This is a genomic window from Morganella sp. BCCO 40_0007 (assembly GCF_032989665.1).
Lineage (GTDB): Bacteria > Pseudomonadota > Gammaproteobacteria > Enterobacterales > Enterobacteriaceae > Morganella > Morganella sibonii.
In genome coordinates this window covers 23,405-46,146 of sequence record NZ_JAVBIN010000011.1, presented here as the reverse complement: position 1 = coordinate 46,146, position 22,742 = coordinate 23,405, and the positions used below count along the sequence as shown (strand labels likewise).

General features: G+C 50.1%; 22 protein-coding genes. 6 read left to right on the top strand and 16 right to left on the bottom strand.

Translation table 11 applies throughout. The annotated features are described in order from the left end of the window. The first annotated feature begins 108 nt into the window (after positions 1-108). From R5268_RS14080 to R5268_RS14070, 3 genes are all read left to right on the top strand, one after another. Positions 109-1,146, top strand: a complete 1,038-nt coding sequence (locus tag R5268_RS14080) for a methyltransferase (protein WP_317419710.1) — start codon at positions 109-111, stop codon at positions 1,144-1,146. A gap of 82 nt (positions 1,147-1,228) precedes the next feature. Continuing rightward, positions 1,229-2,575 (top strand): B12-binding domain-containing radical SAM protein, encoded by a 1,347-nt coding sequence (locus tag R5268_RS14075; RefSeq protein ID WP_247719094.1) that lies wholly within the window; start codon positions 1,229-1,231, stop codon positions 2,573-2,575. Then, entirely contained in the window at positions 2,575-3,504 is a 930-nt protein-coding gene (locus R5268_RS14070; protein WP_317419711.1) for a fatty acid desaturase family protein, read from the top strand. Before R5268_RS14075 ends, R5268_RS14070 begins: the two co-directional genes overlap by 1 nt. Before the next feature lie 156 nt (positions 3,505-3,660). Here the strand turns inward: R5268_RS14070 and R5268_RS14065 are convergent, their stop codons facing one another. The 9 genes from R5268_RS14065 to R5268_RS14025 are packed head-to-tail and all read right to left on the bottom strand — an operon-like array spanning position 3,661 to position 13,555. Then, on the bottom strand, positions 3,661-4,278 hold the full coding sequence (locus R5268_RS14065; protein WP_317419712.1) for a YybH family protein: 618 nt from the start codon (positions 4,276-4,278) through the stop codon (positions 3,661-3,663). Positions 4,279-4,280: 2 nt separating this feature from the next. Beyond that, positions 4,281-4,889 carry a phosphatase PAP2 family protein gene (locus R5268_RS14060; RefSeq protein WP_218454306.1) on the bottom strand — a complete coding sequence of 203 codons (609 nt, stop codon included), beginning with the start codon at positions 4,887-4,889 and terminating at the stop codon, positions 4,281-4,283. A 9-nt stretch (positions 4,890-4,898) separates the two neighbouring features. After that, positions 4,899-6,242: a B12-binding domain-containing radical SAM protein gene (locus R5268_RS14055; RefSeq protein ID WP_218426408.1), complete on the bottom strand. Its 1,344-nt coding sequence runs from the start codon at positions 6,240-6,242 to the stop codon at positions 4,899-4,901. After that, a complete protein-coding gene (locus R5268_RS14050) occupies positions 6,239-7,540 on the bottom strand; it encodes a B12-binding domain-containing radical SAM protein (protein ID WP_317419713.1) in 1,302 nt (433 codons plus the stop codon). Before R5268_RS14050 ends, R5268_RS14055 begins: the two co-directional genes overlap by 4 nt. Further along, on the bottom strand, positions 7,537-8,565 hold the full coding sequence (locus R5268_RS14045; RefSeq protein WP_107678806.1) for an N-acetyltransferase: 1,029 nt from the start codon (positions 8,563-8,565) through the stop codon (positions 7,537-7,539). The genes R5268_RS14050 and R5268_RS14045 overlap by 4 nt, the downstream gene beginning before the upstream one ends. Then, entirely contained in the window at positions 8,562-9,908 is a 1,347-nt protein-coding gene (locus R5268_RS14040; RefSeq protein WP_107678807.1) for a B12-binding domain-containing radical SAM protein, read from the bottom strand. Before R5268_RS14040 ends, R5268_RS14045 begins: the two co-directional genes overlap by 4 nt. Beyond that, positions 9,908-11,305 (bottom strand): B12-binding domain-containing radical SAM protein, encoded by a 1,398-nt coding sequence (locus R5268_RS14035; protein WP_052956713.1) that lies wholly within the window; start codon positions 11,303-11,305, stop codon positions 9,908-9,910. The genes R5268_RS14040 and R5268_RS14035 overlap by 1 nt, the downstream gene beginning before the upstream one ends. Then, a complete protein-coding gene (locus tag R5268_RS14030; protein ID WP_317419714.1) occupies positions 11,302-12,843 on the bottom strand; it encodes a GH3 auxin-responsive promoter family protein in 1,542 nt (513 codons plus the stop codon). Before R5268_RS14030 ends, R5268_RS14035 begins: the two co-directional genes overlap by 4 nt. Beyond that, positions 12,836-13,555: a hypothetical protein gene (locus tag R5268_RS14025; RefSeq protein WP_182107258.1), complete on the bottom strand. Its 720-nt coding sequence runs from the start codon at positions 13,553-13,555 to the stop codon at positions 12,836-12,838. Before R5268_RS14025 ends, R5268_RS14030 begins: the two co-directional genes overlap by 8 nt. 468 nt (positions 13,556-14,023) lie before the next feature. Between R5268_RS14025 and R5268_RS14020 the strand changes: the two genes are divergently transcribed. Next, a complete protein-coding gene (locus tag R5268_RS14020; RefSeq protein ID WP_317419715.1) occupies positions 14,024-15,454 on the top strand; it encodes a hypothetical protein in 1,431 nt (476 codons plus the stop codon). 99 nt (positions 15,455-15,553) lie between these two features. Here R5268_RS14020 and cas6f read toward each other — a convergent pair whose 3' ends face one another. From cas6f to R5268_RS13985, 7 genes are all read right to left on the bottom strand, one after another. Next, complete coding sequence (gene cas6f / locus R5268_RS14015; protein ID WP_218454310.1) at positions 15,554-16,111, bottom strand: type I-F CRISPR-associated endoribonuclease Cas6/Csy4; 558 nt, start codon at positions 16,109-16,111, stop codon at positions 15,554-15,556. 4 nt (positions 16,112-16,115) lie between these two features. Continuing rightward, positions 16,116-17,135 carry a type I-F CRISPR-associated protein Csy3 gene (csy3, locus tag R5268_RS14010; protein ID WP_218454311.1) on the bottom strand — a complete coding sequence of 340 codons (1,020 nt, stop codon included), beginning with the start codon at positions 17,133-17,135 and terminating at the stop codon, positions 16,116-16,118. 13 nt (positions 17,136-17,148) lie between these two features. Further along, the gene (locus R5268_RS14005) at positions 17,149-17,967 is read right to left on the bottom strand and encodes a type I-F CRISPR-associated protein Csy2 (RefSeq protein WP_218455634.1); all 819 of its coding nucleotides are present in this window, start codon (positions 17,965-17,967) and stop codon (positions 17,149-17,151) included. Further along, entirely contained in the window at positions 17,957-18,688 is a 732-nt protein-coding gene (locus R5268_RS14000; protein ID WP_218454312.1) for a type I-F CRISPR-associated protein Csy1, read from the bottom strand. Before R5268_RS14000 ends, R5268_RS14005 begins: the two co-directional genes overlap by 11 nt. A gap of 250 nt (positions 18,689-18,938) precedes the next feature. Next, positions 18,939-19,307: a DUF305 domain-containing protein gene (locus R5268_RS13995; RefSeq protein WP_218454313.1), complete on the bottom strand. Its 369-nt coding sequence runs from the start codon at positions 19,305-19,307 to the stop codon at positions 18,939-18,941. 147 nt (positions 19,308-19,454) lie between these two features. Beyond that, entirely contained in the window at positions 19,455-19,622 is a 168-nt protein-coding gene (locus R5268_RS13990) for a hypothetical protein (protein ID WP_218454314.1), read from the bottom strand. 187 nt (positions 19,623-19,809) lie between these two features. After that, positions 19,810-20,193 carry a hypothetical protein gene (locus tag R5268_RS13985; protein WP_247719096.1) on the bottom strand — a complete coding sequence of 128 codons (384 nt, stop codon included), beginning with the start codon at positions 20,191-20,193 and terminating at the stop codon, positions 19,810-19,812. Positions 20,194-20,663: 470 nt separating this feature from the next. Here R5268_RS13985 and R5268_RS19480 point away from each other — a divergent pair, with 470 nt between their 5' ends. Together R5268_RS19480 and R5268_RS13980 are read left to right on the top strand one after the other, a co-directional pair. After that, complete coding sequence (locus R5268_RS19480) at positions 20,664-21,014, top strand: DUF6693 family protein (protein ID WP_410795838.1); 351 nt, start codon at positions 20,664-20,666, stop codon at positions 21,012-21,014. Between the two features lie 635 nt (positions 21,015-21,649). Beyond that, complete coding sequence (locus R5268_RS13980) at positions 21,650-22,726, top strand: glycosyltransferase (RefSeq protein WP_317419716.1); 1,077 nt, start codon at positions 21,650-21,652, stop codon at positions 22,724-22,726. The last annotated feature ends 16 nt before the right edge of the window (positions 22,727-22,742 follow it).

Below are 22,742 nucleotides of genomic sequence, written 5' to 3'. Positions count from 1 at the left end.
AGCTATCCTCCCTCTATTGTTTAGTTTCACTTAACATAGAGAGTGCTGTATGCCTCAGCAGGCACTCTGACCAGTCCTGTTATTTCATGTCTGAAAGGAGTTACCGCTATGTCTTATACTGAACCGGATTTGATGAGTCCGGCGGAAGAGCAATCCGTCATCCGTATCCTGAATGTCACCCTCGGGCTGGCGCTGCCCGGTTGTCTGCGGGTTGCGGCAGAGCTGAATATTGCCGACCATCTGGCTGACGGCCCGCTCTCTGTCGCTGTACTGGCAGAACGCACCGGCTCGGACCCGGATAATCTGCGCCGTATACTGCGGATGCTGGCGCTGAGCGGTATTTTCACCGGCACAGGTAATGATGATTACCGGCTTTCTCCTGATGCGGAATTTCTCCGCAGGGATCACCCCTGTTCACAGCGGGATGCGGTACTGACACTGACAGATAATACATACTGGTCAACCATCGGTCAGCTTAATGAATCGGTCCGGGGTGAACTGAACTTTAAAAAATTGTTCGGCAAAACCTTCTATGAATATCAGGCCACCAAGCCCAACCGTGACGACAGCTATAATTTCCCGTCCGGGATGTCCGCCCTGTCGGAGATGGAAAACTATTTTGTGACCCGTGCTTATAACTTCCCGTCAGCGTGTCATATCGCCGATATCGGTGGCGGTGAAGGTTCTCTGCTGCTGCGGATTTTGCGCAGTGACCCGACACTGACCGCCACCCTGTTTGACAGCCCGCATGTGGTATCAGATAAATATCTGTCTCAGCTGGGAGATGATTCCCGCTGGTCGCTGAACGGCGGTGATTTCTTTAAATCCGTACCGCCGGCGGATATGTATCTGCTGAAAAAAGTCATTTTTAATCAGGATGATACCAATGCCCTCGCCGTACTGAAAAACTGCCGCAAAGCTATGAAGCCGGACAGTAAACTGCTGATTATCGAATCCATTGTGCATCCGGAAACCAACCCGTCAGCCCATTACGGTATGGGGATACTTTGTATGGCTATTCTGCCCGGTGGCGGTGAACGCACAATTCCGGAATTTGAAGCACTGCTGGCTGAAGCCGGACTGAAAATAAACCGTCTCATCCCGACAGAATGCTATATCTCTGTCCTTGAGGTCGTTACGGCCTGATCTTTGATCCGGCACAGTGCGTCCCGGTGCGTGCTGTGCCATTGTGAAAGGCCATATGTCATCTGCGGAGCAGGAAGCACCGGTGAAAATATTACTGATTTTGCCGTTTGACAGGACATACCGTTACCGGAAAAGTGCATTTTCCGTGGCAATCAGCTATGCCCCGCTGACACTTATCACCCTCGCCGCTCTGGTTCCCCCGCACCTGAATGCACAACTGACCCTCTGTGATGAAGGCGTTTCCCCGCCCGTCACCAGCGGACATTTTGATCTCGTGGTGGTCACCGCCACGGCCTCCTCCTCTCCCCGGGCTTATGCGCTGTGCAACTACTGGCGCGAACGCGGGGCAAGAACCGCGATGGGTGGCGCACATACCACATTGCAGCCCGATGAAGCGGCACAGTATGCGGATACCGTACTGATCGGTGCCGGTGAATATATCTGGCCGCAGTTTTTACAGGATATGGCTGACGGGCATCCGCAGCCGCGCTATCAGCACCGGCCGGAACGCGGCTTTCTGCCGGGGCCGGTACCGCGCCGTGATCTGCTGCCACCCCGCGCCTATATGAATATCGCCACCATTATTGCTGACCGGGGCTGTCCGCTCGCCTGTGAATTCTGTTCTGTGCAACATCAGTGGGGGCGAAAAGGCACGGCACGTCCGGTTGCAGAGGTCATTGATGAAATAAAGCAAAGCGGCAAACGCCGCTGGATATTTCTCGACCCAAACCTGTATGCCAACCGGCAGTACAGCCTGGAACTGTTCCGTGCACTGATTCCGCTGAAAATCCGCTGGTCAGGACTGGCGACGCTGAACGTGACGGACGATGACGAGGTATTCCGTGCGCTGCGTGACAGCGGCTGTGAGGGGCTGCTTATCGGGCTGGAAAACCTCAGTCAGCAAACCATGACGGCCACCGGAAAGAATTGTAACCAGGTCAGTGAATACCGTCGTCAGATCCGGCGGCTGCGCGATAACCGGATTGCCGCGCTCGGCTGTTTTGTGCTCGGATTTGATGAAGATACACCGGAAAGCATCCGTGACACGATACGGCAGATCCCCGGCCTCGGACTGGATCTGGTGCGTTTTTCCGTCCTCACACCACTGCCGGGTACACGTCTGTGGCAGAGGATGGCGGAAAAAAACCGGTTAATCACGCAGGATCTGAGCCTGTATGACAACGAACATGTGGTTTTTCAGCCGCAAAATATGTCACCGGAAACCCTGCAATCCCTGCTGCACGAAGCCTGGCGGGAAACATACCGCCTGACGGCCATTCTGCGCCGGGTATTCCGCCGTCCGGGCAGCCGTTTTATCCGCCTGGCGGCCAATCTGGGTTTCCGGCTGTATGCCCGCCGGTTACGCCATGAAAAAACCGGGTTATTCAACCCGGCAGTAGTGACAGATAACACAAGGAAAACAGACTGATGCGTCTTTTACTCAATAGTATTCTGCTGGTTTTTTCGATGACCGCAGCAGCGGCCTGTTTATGGGGAGTCAGTCATCTCGCCTGGTATTATGCCCTGCCCGCGCTGGTCGGTTTTATGCTGATCAACAATATACCGTTTGCCATTCTGCATGAAGCGGTACATGGCGTGGCCGCCCGCTCTGCCGCCGGTAACCGGGCTATCGGGATTATTGCCGCATGGGCATTTCCGACCTCCTTTACCCTGCAACGCCGCGCACACCTGAATCACCATAAAAATAACCGGACAGATAAAGAGCTGTATGATTATTATCTGCCGGGTCAGCCGCGCTGGCTGCGTAATATCTGGATGTACGGCGGAAATCTGCTCGGACTGTACTATTTTTGTGTGCTGCTGGGTAATCTGATCTGGTTTATTGCACCGGGCGTCTACCGCTCCCGGGTGTTTGTCACCAAAATCGCACCGGCGCTGGGATTCGGCTCACAAGTCCCGGAACTGGCAAAACTGCCGCCGCTGACCATCTGGAGTGAACTGCTCGGTGCATTTCTCTGGCAGGCATTGCTGTTTTGGGTGCTGGACTTAAGTGTGAGCGGTTATCTGCTCTGCCTGTGGGCCTTTGCGCTGCACTGGTCAGCACTGCAATATGCGGATCACGCCTGGAGTCCCCGCGATGTGATGAACGGTGCGTGGAACCTGAAGGTACTGCCGGTTTCCCGCTGGCTGGCGCTGAATTATCACTGCCATCTCGCTCACCACCAGCACCCGCAGGCACCGTGGTATGAACTGCCGTCGCTGGTGGATGACCAGCCGCGTCCGACTTTCTGGCGTGTCTATTTCACTATGTGGCGCTATGGCGTGCGGCCTGCACCACAGATGGGAGCACCGGCAGATCTGGATTTTGTATTTCCGCCGGAAGAAAAAAGACGGTGATTTCTGTCAGTCCGTGAAACGTCTGATAACGGGCAAAACGAAAAGTCGCTGTAAATACATCCCTGTACGCTCAGGCGCGTCATCCATGACGCGCATGCTTTTCGTTTATCTGCCCGTTACCCGACGACTCACATAACCTTATGATTTATTAAATCATTATTTCTTTTCGGTTTCTGCCGCCGGTTTTACCGTACTTTTACGGCGGAACAACACAATACCGGCCAGCAGACCAATCACCAGACCGCCCGCACCGTACATCATGCCCTGTAAGGCGTTACGGGTTTCATTCAGCAGCGGGTTATCCGTGAAATCGGTGCCGATATGAATAGTGCGGATTTTCCAGGCACCGTCCTCAAGCGCAACCGTCGCGGTCCAGCGGGTCGGAAAATCATAGGTCCGGCCATCGCTGAGCTGATATTTTTCCATCCCTTTACCATAGGCGACACCCCAGGTTTTATCCGGGGATAATTCAGTCACCACATCGGCGTTAAAACTGATATTCAGTTTTTTCAGAAACTTATCCGGCCCGAACCAGGATTCAAAATACGGTTTTATCGCCGCTTTGCCGGAGATAAACTCCTGGGTGATCGGGGTGGCACGCAGGTTTTCACTCATCACCGGCAGCATTTTGTCATAATCGCCGCTGTTGATCGCTGCTTCCACCGTACCAATGACCTGCCGCAGTTCATCGTGGATAGCGCCGTCTTCTTCGCCCGGCTGTGCGTAAACCGAAAAACTGAAAATCATTAATGCACTGATAATTATCCTTTTCATCACTATTTCCTCATCATATAGGTAACCGTTACCGCCAACAGCAGGCCGGTGACCACATCCGCCACATGGTGCTGGTGAACCAGCAGCACAGACAGCACAATCAGTATCAGCCATAACAGAAAAAACAGCGTCAGCCCGCGTCCGGTATGCCGGATAACGGCCAGCACCGCAGCACATGACCAGGCGACATGCAGGGACGGCACCAGATTATGCGGGTGATCCAGTGCGAACAGTGTCGTGTACATCGTCTGATACAGCGGAGATTCCGGCACCTGCCGCACAAAACCGAGCTGCGCCGGAAACAGAAAAAAGATCACGCCGCCCAGCAGAGTCATCACAATAAACGTGAGTGCAAGCTGCCGGTGCTCACGTCGCGGCAGAAACAAAACCGGCATCAGAATAATCAGGTAAAACGAGCAGTACACCCAGATAAAACCGGGCACAAACGGGATATGCAGCTCAGCCGGAAACCACAGGGAATACAGGCTTGCACGTCCGGCAGTATACGCATTCATCAGCGGATAAACCGTGAAAAACACCACACTGACAGGAATACACCACAGCAGATAGCTGATCACACGGCGGGGAAAAGAATCCGGGATGGTATTCATTCACCCTCCTTATTTCAGACCAAAACGCATCCGGTGTTTTTTATGCACCTCTTTGCGGAATAACAGGGTATAACGCCAGAATGTGGCCATGCGCGATAAGGATTGCAGGGTCAGCCGCAGGTCAGAAAAACGCCGGATAATCGATGGTACACTGTTAAAACGGCTGCGCGCCGCGTGGCACAGTTCAGTCAGGGTTTCCGGGCTCATCCGGGCCGGCTGAAATGCCGCCTGATTAAAGCGGTATTCCGGATGCAGCCACCATTTTCCGTCAAACAACAGACGGTTTTCCTGCGCCAGCTGCTGATACAGCGGTGTGCCGGGATACGGCATCAGGATGTTATAGGCAGCAAACGCAAAGCGGTTTTTCAGTGCAAACTCCACCGTATCTTCCACGGTCTCTGCTGTATCATGATCATATCCCAGGGTGAACGCCGCCCAGGTCTGCAATCCGAAGTCCCGTAATACTGAAATTTCCTCACGATACTGTGAAAATGTCCGCATATTCGGCGATTTTCGCGCATCGCGCAGACTGTCCGGGTTGATGGATTCAAACCCCATCACATTGCCCCAGCAGCCGCTCTGCTGTAACAGCGACATCAGACGGCGGTTGCGGGTCATATCCAGGCTCGCCTGGCTTATCCAGCGGACATTCAGCGGAGTCAGTGCGCTGCACAGCTCACTCAGTTCCCGGTGATCAGAGGCGATATTGTCATCGACAAAAAAGATAAATTTCGGTTTTTGCGTTTCAATCTCCCGCACCACTTCATCGATCCGGCGGATATAGTGCTGACGCCCGAAATAGCGACTGACAGCACAGAAACGACAGGCAAAACGGCAGCCGCGGGTAAACTGCATCAGGCTGATCGGTAAATACCCTTTTCCGCGGAAGATATCACGGCGCGGCAGACAGCCGCACAAATTGTGATCGACCTGACCGACCCCGGCCGGAGCATCATAACGCGGCTTCAGACGGCCTTTCTCCGCATCGCGGATCATCTCTGTCCAGCGGGTTTCCGCATCACCGGTAAAAACGCTGTCGCAGTGCTGTGCCACTTCCTCCGGCAGCAATGTGGCATGGATCCCCCCCATCACCACCCGGACATCACGGGCACGGTATTCCGCCGCAATCTCATAGGCGCGGCGGGCAGTGAAGGTTTCCACAGTGATAGCGACCAGATCCGCCGGTTCATCATACGGGATAGCTTCCATCCGGTCGTCATACAGTACCACGTCCACGTCAGGCGGGGTCAGACCGGCAAGCACACCGAGCATCAGCGGCTCCATCCGCCCTTCATCCACATAAAGGCTGTGTTCCTGACGGCCGATATTCGGTTTAATCAGTATCAGTTTCACTCTTTTCCTCCCGGGCGTTTTCCCTGCTTGCGGGCAATATCCCGGTGCGAGGCGATATTGTAAAGCCAGGCAACCAGCTGAGTACGCCAGTTGCCGGAACGACACAGCCGCCGGATAATGGACGGGTAACGGTAGAAGCGGGTACGGGCATAGAAACATCCGTCAGCCAGTTCGGCAATACTCATTCCTCCCGGACGGAAAGCCGGTTCGCCGTAACGAAAATCCGGGTCGAGCCACCAGGCGGGATAAATCAGCCGCCCCTCCGCCTCCAGCCGTGCATAAAGCGCCGTGCCGGGTGTCGGGATCAGCAGATTAAAATTGGCAATCGCCAGTTTATTGCTTTCCGCAAAGGCCAGCGTACTGCGGATAGTTTCCGGTGTGTCTTCGTCGTAGCCGAAAATAAAGGTGCCGTAGACACATATACCGCGCCGGTACAGCGCCGCCAGCACAGCGGCATAATCCTTCGCGGTATGGCTGCGGGATTTTCCCATCCGCCTGAGCGTGGTTTCATTCAGGCTTTCAAAACCGATCAGCACAAAACAGCACCCGGCAGCGGCCAGTTTATCCAGCATTTCCTCATTACGGGCAATATCAATGCTTATCTGACATCCCCAGCGGCGCTTCAGTGGTGTGAGCATCACCAGCAGTTCATTCAGTGCCCGTTTACCGGCAAAGAGGTTGTCATCCACAAATATCAGAAACCGTTTTGCAGGCAGGGATAAAATTTCATCCCGCATCTCATCAACCGGCCGGGTGCGTACCCCTTCCGGATAAAAGGCATGGATAGAGCAGAAATCACAGGCAAAGCGGCAGCCGCGCGAGAACTGCACCAGCGACACCGGGGCGTAACGTTTGCCCTTAAAAATAGTCCGGTCAATACGGCAACCGGCAAGCGGACGGTCATGCGCCCCACGGTAACGGGGCTTCAGCGCATTGCGTTCACAGTCCGCCAGCATTTGTTCCCATGCCCCTTCCGCATCGCCGAGCAGCACACTGTCCGCATGCTGCAACGCTTCATCCGGCATAAAGGTGACATGGTAACCGCCCATCACCACGGTTTTCCCCTGACGGCGGAACCGGTCAGCAAGCTGATAACTGCGCTGTGCCGTGAACGTTTCCGCCGAAATGGCAATTAAATCCGCTTCCGGCAGTTCGTCCGGGATGATATCCAGCCGGTCATCATAAAATGTCACCCGGTGCCCCGGCGACAAGGCCGCCAGGATCCCCATCGCCAGCGGTGTCATAGCATCTTTCGTGCGGTAATCCCCCATATTCGGGTAGATAAGCACGATATTCACAGCAGAGCTATCTCCGGCCACACAATCCGGCCGTCCCACTGCGGCGCAGCCGTCAGATCAACACCGTAAATCCGGGTACGGTAAACCGATGCACCGGTACGTTTAATCACATCATTGGTGCAGATGTGTCCGGACGGAAGCCCGACTGTCATAATCGGTGTGGTACAGTGCAGCAGGGCTTCCTCAATCAGATCCGGCAGTTTGGTATCATCCGTACAGGCCAGGAATGACAGAAAACTCTGCGGGATCACTTCCCCGGCCTCCGGCATCTGCGGCCGCCGGGTCATCCCGGCAAACGCATTGTAAAGCGGACGCAGCATCTTCATTCTGCCGGAGTAACCGGCCACAATAACCTGTTTGAATGATCGCTGATCCCAGAGCATACCGCAGGCCACCAGCTGTCCGTTCTGATAACTGCCGAGTACGGTGATGCCGGTCTGCTGCATGGCTTTCAGATTCAGCGCCGGTGCCAGCTGACGGGAGGAGGATTCCTCCGCAAAGAAACGGATCACATCCGTGTAATCTTCCGGCGGAACCACTTTCCATAATCCGCGGTTTTTACCCCGGCTCTTGCTGATCGCCAGCGTACTCATGCTGCTCAGAGGGCGGTAAAGCGGTAAGCCTTCCACGCCGCGTTCCAGCAGACGCCTGGCCAGCAGATTATTTTCCGCAATGCTGGTGTAACAGTGATCCGGTGTCGGCAACTGCCGCAGCCAGGAAAATCCGGCCTGTAACACTTTCAGGTGATTACGGTATTTCGGCACAACACGCAAACTGCTGAGATAGCCCATCCGAGCCTCTTCGCCGTTAACCCAGCCTCTCTGCACCGTCAGCTGACACATACCGATCAGCGTGTCACCGTCTCTTGCCAGTGCCGGATAGACTTCGCCGAAATCATCTTTCGGGGAAAAATAACCGGGCCGCCGGGTCATCACCAGCTCCCAGTCCCCCTGCATGGCATTCTCTTCGAGGAGCCCGAGTAAATCCGCGATGTGCTCCGTTGTCGCGTCGATAACCTCTATCATTTAACCTCTGCTAATTTACCCTGCCAATTTTCATCACCAAGCGGGTAGCCGTTGCGGCTGCTTATCTCACGGTGATGCAGCCAGTTAATCGGGAAATAGTTGCGAAACATAAAAAAATCGCCCCGGTTACGCCAGCTGCGCTGAAGAATCGAACGTGAACTGTAAAATGCCTTCCTTGCTGAGAGGCACCCCTGCGTTACTGCCTCCGGAGACAGCTGTGCCGGATAAAACGGCAGCTCGTTGTAACGGTAGTTATCATCGAGCCACCAGTGTTCATAGCGCAGGCGGTTTTCCTGCGCCAGCCGCGCATAAAGCGGCGTCCCCGGGAACGGCGTCATATGGTTAAATGCCGCGATATACATACTCTGTTCACGGGCGTACGCAACCGCCTCGCTGAATGAGTCCGGAGTATCATGGTCATAACCGAATACAAATGTGCCGTATACTGCTATATGATGGCGGCGCAGATTAGCCAGCGCCTGACTGTAGCCGCCTTTCATGGTGTTAAAACCTTTTTTCATCTGCCGCAGATTAGCTTCATTCAGGGATTCAAAACCGATCAGAACCCCTCTGCATCCTGCCTGCGACAGTGCACGGACAAACTCTTCATCATGTGCGGCATCAATACTCATCTGGGTCACCCAGCGTATTCCGGCTTTCGCCAGTGCCGGCAGAAATTCACGGCTCTCCCGCAGATTGCCCGCAAAATTATCATCCACAAAGAAAAACAGATTTTTTGTGCCTTTCAGTTCTGATAACTCCCGCAGCACATGATCCGGATCGCGCCGCCGGTAACGCTGCTGATAAAACGACTGTACCGCACAAAATTCACAATGAAAGCGGCAGCCGCGCCCGGTTTCCACCAGGCCAATCGGTAAATAACGTTTCCCCGCAAACAGAGAGCGGTCAACACGGATACTGCGCAGATCGGTCTGTGTTCCGTGATATTCCCGCTGCAGTGTGCCGTGGCGTAAATCATCAATCATCGATTCCCAGACTGACTCAGCCTCCCCGGTGATAATGACATCCGCAAAACGTTTTACCTCCTCCGGCATCAGCGTGGCATGGAATCCGCCCATCAGTACCGGCACACCCCGCTTTCTGTACTCACTGGCTATCTGATAAGCCCGCTTTGCAGTATAGGTTTCAACTGAAATTGAGATCAGATCTGCCGGTTCATCAAACGGGATCAGTTCAAGACGATCGTCATAAAAACGGGTTTCAATATCTGCCGGTGTCAGCCCTTTAAGTGCCGCGACAGGCAGCGGCTCCATCTGCCAGGAACGCAGATAGGTTTCATCGCGCCGGTGGCCGATTGCCGGATGGATAAACGTCAGCCGCATCAGTGACTGCCTGATTTTGCCGGACGGTGCTCAACCGGCCAGTCACAGGTGTAGTACTGATGCAGATGATGCGCATAGAAGCGGTAACCCAGATTTGCAGTCAGAGCCAGAGGCTTAAAGTTACGCGCCTGCCACAGCCGTTTCGCAATGCTGCGGTAGCGGTATACTTTTTTCCAGGCGCGTTCGTGCCCCAGCTCCAGCTCCCGCGCACTCATCAGCGCCGGACGGAATACCACATGCTGCGCGTCATACAGCGACCAGTCCGTGGTCAAAATCCGCTGTTCTTCCTCAAGGCGTTTAAACAGCGGCGTGCCCGGGAATGGCGTCAGAACCGAGAAGCGCGGTAAATCGATTCCTGCGTCGATAGCCAGATCAACTGTACGATCAAACACATCCGTGGTGTCGTGATCCAGACCAAACACAAAACAGCCCTGAATCGCAATTCCCAGCCGGTGCAGATCGCCGATCAGTTCTTTATAATCCACCGAGCCGTTGAATTTCTTCCCGGCATCTTTCAGACTGCCGTCACTGACAGTTTCCAGCCCCAGCAGTAACCCTTTGCAGCCGCTGCGGGCCATCAGCTCCATCAATTCATGATTATGAGCAATCAGCACGGTAGATAAACCGAACCACTGAATGTTCAGCGGGATCAGTGCAGTGAACAGCCGTTTGGCATAGCCGATATCTGATACCAGGTTCAGATCGACAAAAATCACTTTCCGCTTGCCGGTGCGCTCCACATAACGGCGGATATCCTCAGCAACCCATTCCACCGGATGCTGAAATTGTTTACGTCCCCAGGCGCTCGGTGCGACACAGAATTCACAGTTATGCGCACAGGAACGGGTCGCCTCAAAAACGCCCTGGGTCAGAAAATGTTTCGCATCGAACCGCTCACGCTCGGGGAATGGCAGATCCGGGATATCAAGGGTAAAATCCGCCCCCTGGCGATATTCACGCTGCATATTACCCGCCATAAAATCGCGGATAAGCTGCGGCCAGCTCTGCTCGGAATACCCGGTGCAGACCGTATCAGCATGCTGTAATGCTTCCTGCGGCAGTAATGTGACGTGCGGCCCGCCGAGTACCACCGGAATATTTTTCGCCCGCATCTGAGCTGACAGCTCATAAGCCCGCGGCGCGTTACCGGTGATCACCGTCATCGCCACCAGGTCTGCGGTGAAATCCTCAGGCAGTTCCTCAATGCTTTCGTCAATCAGACGGATATTGACCGGCAGGGATTTCGGCACCAGCGCCGACAACGTGGTCAGCGTCAGCGGCTGATAACGCAGTGATCGTTTGAAGATCCCGCCCCGTTTCCGGTACAGCGGCCCTTTCGGCGAAAGCAGCACCAGATCCAGCGGCCGCTGCGGCGTATAAACAGTCTGTGTCGTCACGAAAACTCCCTGATATCAAACATGGCACGCCAGTCAGGCAGGGTCAGCAGAGCCGGGATTTTTATCTCCCCCAGCCGTTTTCCCCGTTGCAGCTGCCGGTGAAAATAGTGCTCCGCCGGTTTATGCAGGCGGAGGTATGTCAGCGGGTTAAGCTGTCCGATGCGGCGGGCGTAGTGATACTGCGGATTGGTGCACAGGTAGCGCTCGGTTTCCTCACAATACACCTGAGCCTGTATATCACTGACAGAGGTATTACTGAGCAGCAGCACATAGCCCCGCTCATCCGCTGCCAGTGCAGCAAAATCCTGTGATGCCGGTAATCCGGCACACACGAACGGTTCGGTCAGTTTTTCCCCGACGAGGTCACTGCATATACCGTCACGCCCGCAAAAACGCAGTTGCGGAACAGCTTCCGCCGTATGACCGGTACACAACACGAGATCCTCTGTCTGATAGCGGTACAGCCCGCTGTTGGTGGTTACAATCACACTGTATGTTTCACCGGGGATCAGCTCATCCGCCAGATATATCTGCCCGCTGCTATGCCGGAATTCATAAAAATTGCTGTCTGCACTCAGTTGCGGATCACCGCAGTCAGACGGAACCGTGATCACGGCTTCAGTGGAAAGCAGCCCTTTTCCCTGGAGTGTCACGCCGGGAAAGTGAGCCATCAGCGCCTGTGCCGGTGAGGCGGATGCTGCCTGATCCCAGCAGCTGATCAGAACCAGCTGCGGCCATAACAACGCAGTTTTATGCTCCCGCAGATACTGCCGGTAACGCGCCAGAGCCTCCGGGTCCGCCTTCAGGGAATGACCGGCAAGTACTCCGCCATCACGCAGCAATGCAGAGATAGCCTCCTGCCGTGAGTCCAGGGTGGTCAGCAGCGGAAATAAAAATACGGGGCTCCAGACTGAAATCAGACGTAAACCGGGGCACTGAAGCAGATAAATCAGGGTCAGTAACTGCCAGTCGGCTGTATCCTCAACCTGTGACAGTGTCAGCGGTACTGCGGATAATTCACTGAACGCCGCCAGATTATCCGCGCCCAGATAGAGCGCATCACCGCCGCCGACCGGAATACCACAGGGTGTTTTTACCGTTCGTGTCACTGCCGGGCTGAGCGCCCAGTAAACATGGCCGGAGGTCAGTGAAAAACGGCGGATAACGTTGTGCAGCCAGCCGGTGACAGCGAGACGGAAATCGGTTAATCCGGCGGCAGTATAGGGAATGAGTTTACCGCCGCTGTGACTGCCGCCGGTCAGTTCAAATGCCGGGACCGGCGCACTGCACAACAGATTTTCTTCCCCGTCCGTCATACGGGTGATAAAAGGACTGAGCTCAGAATAGGTTGTCAGAGGAACGTTCTGCTGATAATCCGCTACGGATTTTACAGATGAGAAATGATACTGCCGCCCGTATTCGCACGCCGTATTATCAGCCAGACAGGCAGATAACCAGCGGAACTGTCTCTCACGCAGTGAACCCGGAGACAACACAGGAGGCGTACCGGCCCGGAAATGCTGCCATGCATTATCCATAGCAGAACTCAACGCCGGGCTCTTCAAACAGAGGCTGAAAACGTTTCACCACATTCTCAGGAGAAACTTCACACAGGCAGACCAGCTCATGACCGCAGACATAATGCGGATTTTTATGCAGGAAAAACGCGACATCCGGTTTGCTGCGCTGCGCGTCAGTAACCGTTGCCATTGTGCGGTTCAGATAGCCAAACGCAGACGGGCATTCCACCACGCCACGGGCAGGGTTATAGAGTGAGCCGAATTTATCTTTTGCCAGTTCTGCTGCCAGCCTTGCCAGTTCCGGTTCTTTGATATTACCGTTCCAGTGCGGATAAAAGGTCTGTGCGAGTGTGCTCATATACCGGTAAGTGCGCACGCCCTTTACCAGCAGGAACCAGAATACCCGCTCCCCTGGATGTTCGCTGCGCAGAAGCGCAATACGCCGCAGCCAGGCACCGTGCAGTGTCTGCTGTTTCCAGTGAGCTGGATGCACAATTGTATCGCCGGAATAAACAATCCGGTGTCCGCGGAACGAATAAAACTGCAGAGTACTGAACCCGGCCATTTCATCACCCGACATCAGGAACAGCACTTCCTGTTTATGATCGAGATCTGACAAAAACTGAACACCGTCACTGCCGGTGTAATACATAAAATAGAGTGAGGCCATTTCCTGACGCTGCGCTTGTGTCAGGGTTTTTACAGGCTGAAAAAATGCACGATACGACACTCCGCCGTCTCCTCCGGTAGATTTACCCGCACTGCCGCTTTTCCTTAAGTGGAATACCTATCTTAGCGACCTTCGCATCAGAAACAATCAGCGATGCCTGAATCTTTGTTTAATATCATAAAAAACGTTGCATAAGCCGTTTCAGCGCCCTTTCCTGCCGGAGCGGGCCGGGTAAATATGGCTGCTCAGGAGCCGGCAGCCAGAGTATCCGGGGTAATTCTTCTTATTTAGAAAATAATGATAATTTCGGATAATTAAGGTTGTCATTATTTTATTATGCGCCATTCTGCGTCAATCAGACTTACCCCATATTTCGGCAACCGGATTATGCCGTATCATTACCGCATAATTTCCCGGCATCCGTTGTTCAGGGAACACGTCCGGCCTGTAATCAGTGCCGGAGCAGAAGCCACCCGAAGTTCCGTTCTAAAAACCGTGACAATCAGTGCGTCACAGAGGGAAACGTTAATGGAAATAACATCCGATCAGAAGCGGACAATCTGTGCCCTGTTAGCTGAACAGGCCGGACACCAAATCCGCAGCGCAGAAATCGCGGCATTGTGTGATGATGAAACCATCCGCGCCGCCCTGCTCATTCTCAGCAGTCTGGTTGATATTAAATACCGCGAAATAACCGTCTCACTGTCCGCAGCACGGGCTGAATATGAGTGCAATAACCCGCAGATGATGATGGGCTGCCCGCTCAGTGACAGTACGCTTTCCGCCCCGGCGGAAACCCCTGACTCACCTTCGGATACTGATACAAATACTGATACCGTTCATTCCGCATTTTTTGCGGCTGAACCTGAACCACTTATTCTTTCTTCTGATCAGGAAGCACCGGTTATTACGGATGATGCCGTTACAGCACCGCAGCCTGCCTCAGAGGAAGAACAGGCCTCCGCAGAGATCGATCGTTTATCTTCCATATTTGGTCAGCATGCTTTTCTTGCCGGCGAATCCGGCGTTGCTGAACCACTGAATTATTCTGCTGACGGCAATTGCTCTGCAGACGACAATGTTTTTTCTGACAACAATGTTTTTGCTGACAACAATGTTTTTGCTGACGACATTGTTTTTGCCGGCGACAACGCAGAAAAATCCGTTGTGCCGCCTGCTGCTGATAACTCTGATGAAACAACAGCATTAGCCGGATCGGTATTCAGCGATACATCCCTCTTCCCGGAACCTGTCACCTTCAGTGATCCGCTGAAGGACGGCAACTGGCTGTTTGACGACCTGGACACTGATGAAACGGATACCCCGGTTATCGGTGAACTCCCGGAGCCGGAACAACCTCAGATTGCTGCCGCATCCGCCCCGGTCAGTGAGCCTGTACCGAATCACGACTGGTCATTCAATACAGAAAACAATCCGCTGTCAGAGACAGACCCGGAAGAGTATCTCTCATCCCCGGCCACAGAACAAAAGCCCTGGGGGCTGACAGCGCTGTTTGCGGCGGGAAAAAAAGAGAGTCCTCCATCGGCCGCACCGGATACTGAGCAGGAGTCCGCCGGAAATACACCTGTCGCGGAAAAGACACCGCCTGAAAATACAGCATCCGGGGCAACAGACTCTTCTCCCGGACAACCGGCAATCCGCGTCAGTATTGCCCGCGCCCGTTTACTCGAGCCTTTCAGTTCGCCGGTAACCGCAACACTGGATGACGGCAAAGCGGTCGCGATTCTCGGCATCTATTTCCGACGCAATATCGGCCTGAGCTTTAATGATAAAACCGGCAATCTGCACGGTACGCCAACCGAATACGGTGAATTCCCGGTACGCGTCGTCTGGGAACTGGCACCGAAAAAACGATTTTCCTCCGATATCCATTTTACTGTTGATCCCGGTTCTAACAGTATCACACCGTCACTGACCGTTTTTCCGCCGGTACAGTAAGCTGCCGCCCCTGCCTGTCTGAGTGCAGGGGCATTTCCGGCAGTACATTATTTTTTTATCATAATTATTTCTGAGCTGCCGCCGTGGCAGTAAACAGCCTCAAAAGTGAGGCACTGTTGCAATCACGCCGTTTTCCGTTTTTTTATGGCTCAGCCCGTAACAGGTAAACGTCCCCTCCGCCATAAACTCAGCCGCCAGTTTCCTGATGAAAAAAGGAAACGGACGGTGACGGCCTTTACCTGACAAGGATTCAGTCCAGATAAACGGCAGTGTTTCCGGAATAAACAACCGCCCGTTCCCCGTACTCTGAAAACGCCGTAACCCTTTCACATGCTCACGGACATAACTGACCGGCTGATTTTTTTCCGGAACAGGTAAAATCCGGCTTAACCGGATATAAGGATAAAATGAAGACAACCGGGCAGAAATTGCCGGTATTGCCAATGAGTGATAATCCCGTGCCAGCAACCGCAGGCGGTTCCCCGGCGTTTTCGGCTCACGGCAGTAATCCGGAAATGCAATGGCAATGGTGCTGTCCGTTTTACCGGTTTTATTCTCTGTCAGTACCAGATGAAGCTGTTGCCAGATTTGACGACGGAGAAATACAACGGATATCAGCGCATCCGGCAGGATAGTAATTGTCTGATAAAATCGCACCCGCTTACCCTCCGCAGCCGAAAACCCCGCCGCGGATTAACACTGCCACGACATAATTTTCTTCATGTGCCGGAAGTGTTTTCCCGCTGACCCATTTTTCAAAAAGTGTATAAAAATCCAGCCCTGATCCCGGCGGACGAAATACTGCCCCCAGATGTGTTACCGCACCAAAAGGATCAGCGGCAATAACACCTGCCCCGGCTGATAAATCTGAAAAGTCAGGGTACCAGGTATCCACGGAACGCAAAGCATTGCCTATTTTTTGTGAATGCATTCCCGCTGTTCCGTCAATATTGCAAAGTATCCGGCTTTTTCCGCCCTTTCTTTTATTCACCACAAATTCACAACTGGGATAAACCTCCTGCCCTTTTCCTGTTCTGACTCTGGCCGTGATAACCAGCGATAAAGCGCCTTCATCACTGCTCAGTGCTGCGGCAATATGCTCCCCCAGGTCTCTGACTGAATTATCTGTCTGTTCAAAATGACGAAGACTGTATTTTCCGGCATCAAATATCCATTGCTGCTTTTTTTCCGTACTGCGGTTATCCACAACCACATTAATATGTTCTGCGCCAATCAGGTTACGCCACAAAAAACGGCCGCAGGCAATGTTATGTGCATACCGCTTTGATAGCTCCCTGCACCGTTCCCTTTTCAGATAATCTCTGATGACGGCCTGATAACCCTGACGAAAACGTTCATTATTACAGGCGGCCGGAAATGATAGTCCGCCGGTTATTTTCAGTGAAAAACGGAGTATAAGCACATCCTGCTCCGGCCCGAGCATGCAACAATCCATATTTTGAATATTCGGAGCATGAATGTCCGGTGAAGATATCCTGCTTTTATCTGTCCCGCGGGATATCCGGCGGAAAGCACATGTCCCGCGTACCGTTCTTGCCTGTATATTCAGCGGAGTAACCGGAGAATCCGGTTGCTGTGATGTGCCGGAAAAAAGGCCGTCCGAGGGGATCAGCTTTTTTGAAAATGACAAAACTGACGGTATATTACTGATTCCGTTCATTTATACTTTTCCGTTAATGATTTTTCTGCTGACACAGATAAAGATTGTCATCGGGTAAATAGTGATAACACCACAACATAGCCGACGGATTTCGCAACTTATCTGTCCGCCGGAACTCACCTAATGTGATAACACTCTCCGCAAAGCGATGCGGTATATCTTCAGCCCTGACATTTTCCGCCGCTCCCGGCGGAGAAAGCCCCTGATAGCCGGTTGCCACCGGAATCAGCGCCGAACCGGGAACAGTGATATATTTCAGTAATGCCGCCATTGCATCCATTCCGCTGTTCATTGCCCTGATCATGACATCCCGCCGTTCCAGTAACGCATATCCGGGAGCTATGCGTTGCCGTAATTCACACCATCCCTGTTTATTGTCCGGAATAATACCTGTCTCCGGAATACCTGCATCCGTGATATCACCTCCTGCAATTTTCAGTATTCTTACGGCCTCTGATACAACCGGGATAAATTTCTTATTTTCCTCTTCAGGATTTTCACTACGGATAAACAATGAAACATTAAGATGGCAATATACTTCCTCAATCAATGATAAATTTCTGCCTTTTTTATCAGGCGGCTTCCGGTTATTAAGTACGGAATACACTAATTCACCTGATCCTGCATACAACCGTAAATGACAGTGGTGGCAGATAATACCGGCGCCATTAAACCTGACTGACGGAAATCCCTTTTCTCTCACTTTTCGCTCAAGTGCATGAACAAACCCCAGCCAGGCAGTGACTGCCGGAAAACCGGCAATCAGTGCACCGGATAAAGCATTCGCATTCTGAATCATTATATTTTTCAGCAGAAGATAATTAATGAACACGATAAAGATCTCCGGCACAGACCGTTCCCGGCGGGATCGACAATAACAAAAAGGCTTTTCCTTGATTGCGCATAGTAAGTGCAGAAATATTTTGTGGTTTACTGCCGCCGATATGAATAACAACAAGATAGCGGGGAAACACACCGGATATTTCAAGCCGGCGGCGCAGTTCAAATAATAATCCCGACGGTGTCAGAACGGACAACAAATGATAACCTGTTGTGTCCCCGCCATCTGGTACAGGAAAAAACACCTGCTTTATTTTCGGGCTGGTTACTGTTGTTTTTGTTGCTGATAATATCTGTAAAAAACCAGTACGTAATGTCAGATAATCTTCTTTACCCAGAATTTTTTTTGCCAGTTCACTTTCTTCATACAGATGAGTCAGTAACGTCTTTCCATCCTGCATCCTCAGCATCAGAAACGTGTATATTTCCAGTGCCGCCGCATTGCCTTCTGCATCCGGTGAAACTTCCGTATTACCTGATCGCAGGAAGCCATCATTTTTCTTTTTTACACCGGTATCTGTCAGCACTGTACTTACTTTTTTGTGACGATGTTTACGGGCACCGGGATGCGAGAACGCCAGAGGATGTGTGGTCAGTGACAGTTGTTTCGCACGTTTTGCCGCATCCGATAACCAGTGCCGGCGGGAAAACCCGGGTGATTCTTTTGAATCCGGGTATTTTGTAAAAAAAGCAATAATTTCCGGGTCAGGCATAGAATATCCTTTTCTTAAAATAATCAGGTTGATAATAATACTGAAATCTTCATCAGAGATTGCTCCGTACATTATCAATTCACAGGATATTTAATATGTCTCAGAAAGGATCTTGTCTACAAGAACAACATAGATTGGGGTGTAGTAAGTTTATTTTTGCGATCCGGATGGAGATTAGTGAATAAATTCATCACTAAAAATACAAAAACGGCATATCTGAAAAAGAGATGCCGTGATTATTATTAAATTTTTATTTTTTAGCTGGCTTATTATCCTTAAGCCAATTTTGCATCTGCTTTATTTCCGGATCCTGAGCGGCAATGATGTCCTGAGCTAATTTTCGCATTTCCGGGTCTGAACCGTACTTCAGTTCAATCTTTGCCATTTCAACTGCGCCTTTATGATGTGCAATCATACCTTCCACAAAGGCAATATCCGCATTTTGTTCGGATAATGTTTTTGCCATATCATCATGCATACGCATCATCGAATCACCCAGTTCTTTCTGTACCGGCGTGGTAACGGCATGCATGTCACCGCTTAATAATACCGGATTTGCCGCAGCACCAAAGGTAATTATGCCGGATAACAATGCAGTGAGGATAAGTGTTTTTTTCATGATTCATTCCTTATTTAATATTTGGTTGACGGAATTAATCATAAAGGTTGCCCTAAGGGAAAGGTCAATGCGATGAAAATAACTTTACCATATTTACATTTAATAAAGTTCTCTCCACAATCTCTGAACAATTCAGATAATATTTCATTAATCCTGCATCAATATTAATGCAGGTACTAAAAAGATAACAAAAATAATCAAATATCCCAATAATGCACCTGTACGGCTTTTCATTCCCACAAGAGAAGGCTTGATCAGACCCGCAACCGCAGCTACAAGTGCCAGTCCTGCAATAACCATTAAACCATCTTCCATATATCCTCCGTTTACCTTTCCTGCAGGTAATTCTGCGTATGACATTGAACCTTGCTCTCAAGGTAAAGTAAAGTTCTTAAAAATCATAACATTCTGATGTCAGAACAAGAAGATGGCAGTAAAAAGAACCGATCGGAAAACACAAAAAGAAAACCGGGCATTCTCTCCCGGTATCATTATGCTGCAGTTATTCTTCGTTCAGCTCTTCAATAACAGTTTCCGGTGAATTTTTCCATTTACTATCAGTTAATTGCTGTTCCCATCGCTCTTTTTTATCCAGCCAGTTTATGACATATCTGGCACTATGCTGGGAGACAAAACCACAGTTATCACAAATAAGACGATAATAGTAATGATTTATACTGTCAGCCGGGATACCCGGAGTATGATAATAGAAAGTGACAAATGTCTGTGGTGGCTTGCTATCCAGTTTATCCTGAGCTGTCGTATAGTGTGTTTCATCGATAATTTGTCTGCCATTATGCCCGCACATAAGACACGTGGTTTTGACTTTTTTATCATTCAGATAATGAAAAAATTCAGGACCTGTTACTGTTTTCAGGCGTTCCACGAACTCCAGGATCTGAACATTATTCGGTGATGTGTTATCCATCAGATACCTCTGACTTTGTATTGTCATTCCGTTTTTCAAAATAAATACTGTTTTTATATTATATATCACTTGCCTGTTTATAACTGACTGAAACGATGCACATTACATTTTCAATTTTATTTGTTTATCTCATTATTTTTATTTCTGCTGAGTATTTATCAGCAGATAACCGTATTTTTACCCGCAATAATAGTACGGTTCCCGGCTCAGATTATCATTTTCTGTCTATAATCGTTTAATGCGTTTATCCTCTGACAGCCTGAGGTGTGATAGTCCCTCTTCACCGCAGAATTATTTGACCTTTACGGGGCGTTATCAGGCGGTATAATTATCAGGAATTATTAATTCAGAAGACAGCGCCACCGCTGACATTAACCTGCAAAGATATTCTGCAGGCACTAATTTCAATCCAAAAAGGCAGATAAATAATGGTTTCTCACGATCTCCGAAACGCAAAATTACGGTGTACGGCCGGCACAACAGATATACTGGGCCATCTCATTATATGGCTTTTACTGTCCATTGTTACGTTTGGGCTGGCCATGATGGTGTTTCCGTATTACCTCATAAAATTTATCCTGAACAATACTGAGGTTATCGATAAACGGGATAACACCAGAATTTGCCGCCTCAAATGTGAGATAAGCCTTTCTGGTATGATCGGTTACATCATACTGTGGACAATTCTGTCAATAATCACATTCGGGATTTTATATTTTGTATTTTTATACAAAGTTTATGCACACTGCCTGGATAAAACAACATTTACTGAACTTTGATTTTTTCAGTAAAAACCGGATAGCCTTTATGGTTATCCGTTTTTTGCACACCGTTTGTTATACCCGGTTTTTTGTTTTATCTGACTCTCCTATAAAATCACTACCATTCAAATATGGGTGATACCACCCTCAGCGATAGTCCGGTTGTAAGTATATCTGATTTAACGCAGGTGCTCTGGTTCATTAACGCCACCAGACGCATAACCGGACATGGACTCTGATGCCCGGTGGAGGTATTGGCCTGGTTGCATGCTCAGAGAGTGTCTGGCAGTGTTTGTATCCATTCCTCGGGAAGAGCATTGAGAAGTTCATCAAAAAACGACTCCCTGTTATAGACGCCGTTATAGTGCCGCAGTTTAAGGATCGGTGAACCACTCCTTAGCCGCTCAGCATTACCACCATCGGTTGGTTTATAATAATAACCCAATGAAATATCAATAAGTTGCTGCTATTCTCACAAAAAAACCAAGATGAAAATATGCAATAATATCAATAAAATAGAGTAGACACAGCAACTATGTTGTGAAGAATATCTTTGTTCTCAGCCATGTGAATGCTGTGTGCTCTTATATATATAGAGGTGGAAGTATACCTATGATAAAATGTAAATAATTTAAACTACGGGAAAAAACCAAATGTCAGAAGTAATCAGAATCATAATTGCCGGTCAGAATGTTGGTGGTTTTGGTGGCATGGAAACCGTATTTCGTACATTCAGCAAATTACTGATTGAGTCTGAGAAAAATTATCAAATATCTTTCGTCTTTTTTAATGAGAAAAATAATACTGTTGATGACCAATGGCTTGGTGAGCATGACTTTGTTCGACTCAATACATCAATGAGAAACAGAAAGTTAAAAAGACTTTCCTTGATATATCAATTCTCATCTTTAATTAAAAAAACAAATCCAGATTATATTATAGCCTTTGATTCTATTGGCTGTTATATTTCAAGATTAGCTCTTCGTTTTTCATTTAAAAAAATACCTTTATTTTCATGGAGCCACTTTTCTGTTACTGATTCATATAAAGCAAAGTATTTACTTATGGCAGATAAACACCTATCGATTAGTAGTGGTATATCACAGCAATTGTCAAAGATGGGTGTTTCTTCACCTGATATTTACACCATATATAATCCCGTACCAATGCAAGAAATAACAATAGCATGTGGCGATAAGGTAAATTTTCTGTACCTTGGTCGGGTAATGAGCGGAGGACAAAAAAACATGAATGAATTGTTCCGCGCACTATCTGGTGTCAATGATGACTGGAACCTACATATCGTGGGTTCTGGTGATGAATCTGAGGTAATGAGATTAAAAAATTCAGCTCATGAACTGAACATAAGTGAAAAAATAATCTGGCACGGATGGCAAACTAATCCATGGAACTATGTAGCAAATGAAATAAAAAATATTTCTGCGCTTATTTTAACATCTACCTACGAAGGGTTGCCAATGGTACTATGCGAGGCAAACAGCTATGGTATTTATACTGTCAGCTCAGACTGTCCGACAGGCCCTGCTGATGTTATCAAACCATATAAAAATGGCGAACTGTACCCTGTAGGAAATGATAAAGAACTAACTCGTATCCTGCAGAAAATTACCACCAATGAAACAGCTATAAACCCTGATATAATAAAAGATTCGATTTCAGTATTCTATGAAAATGAATACCTCAGTCGGGTATCCGCTATTTTCAGATAAAAATTTGGTAAACCGG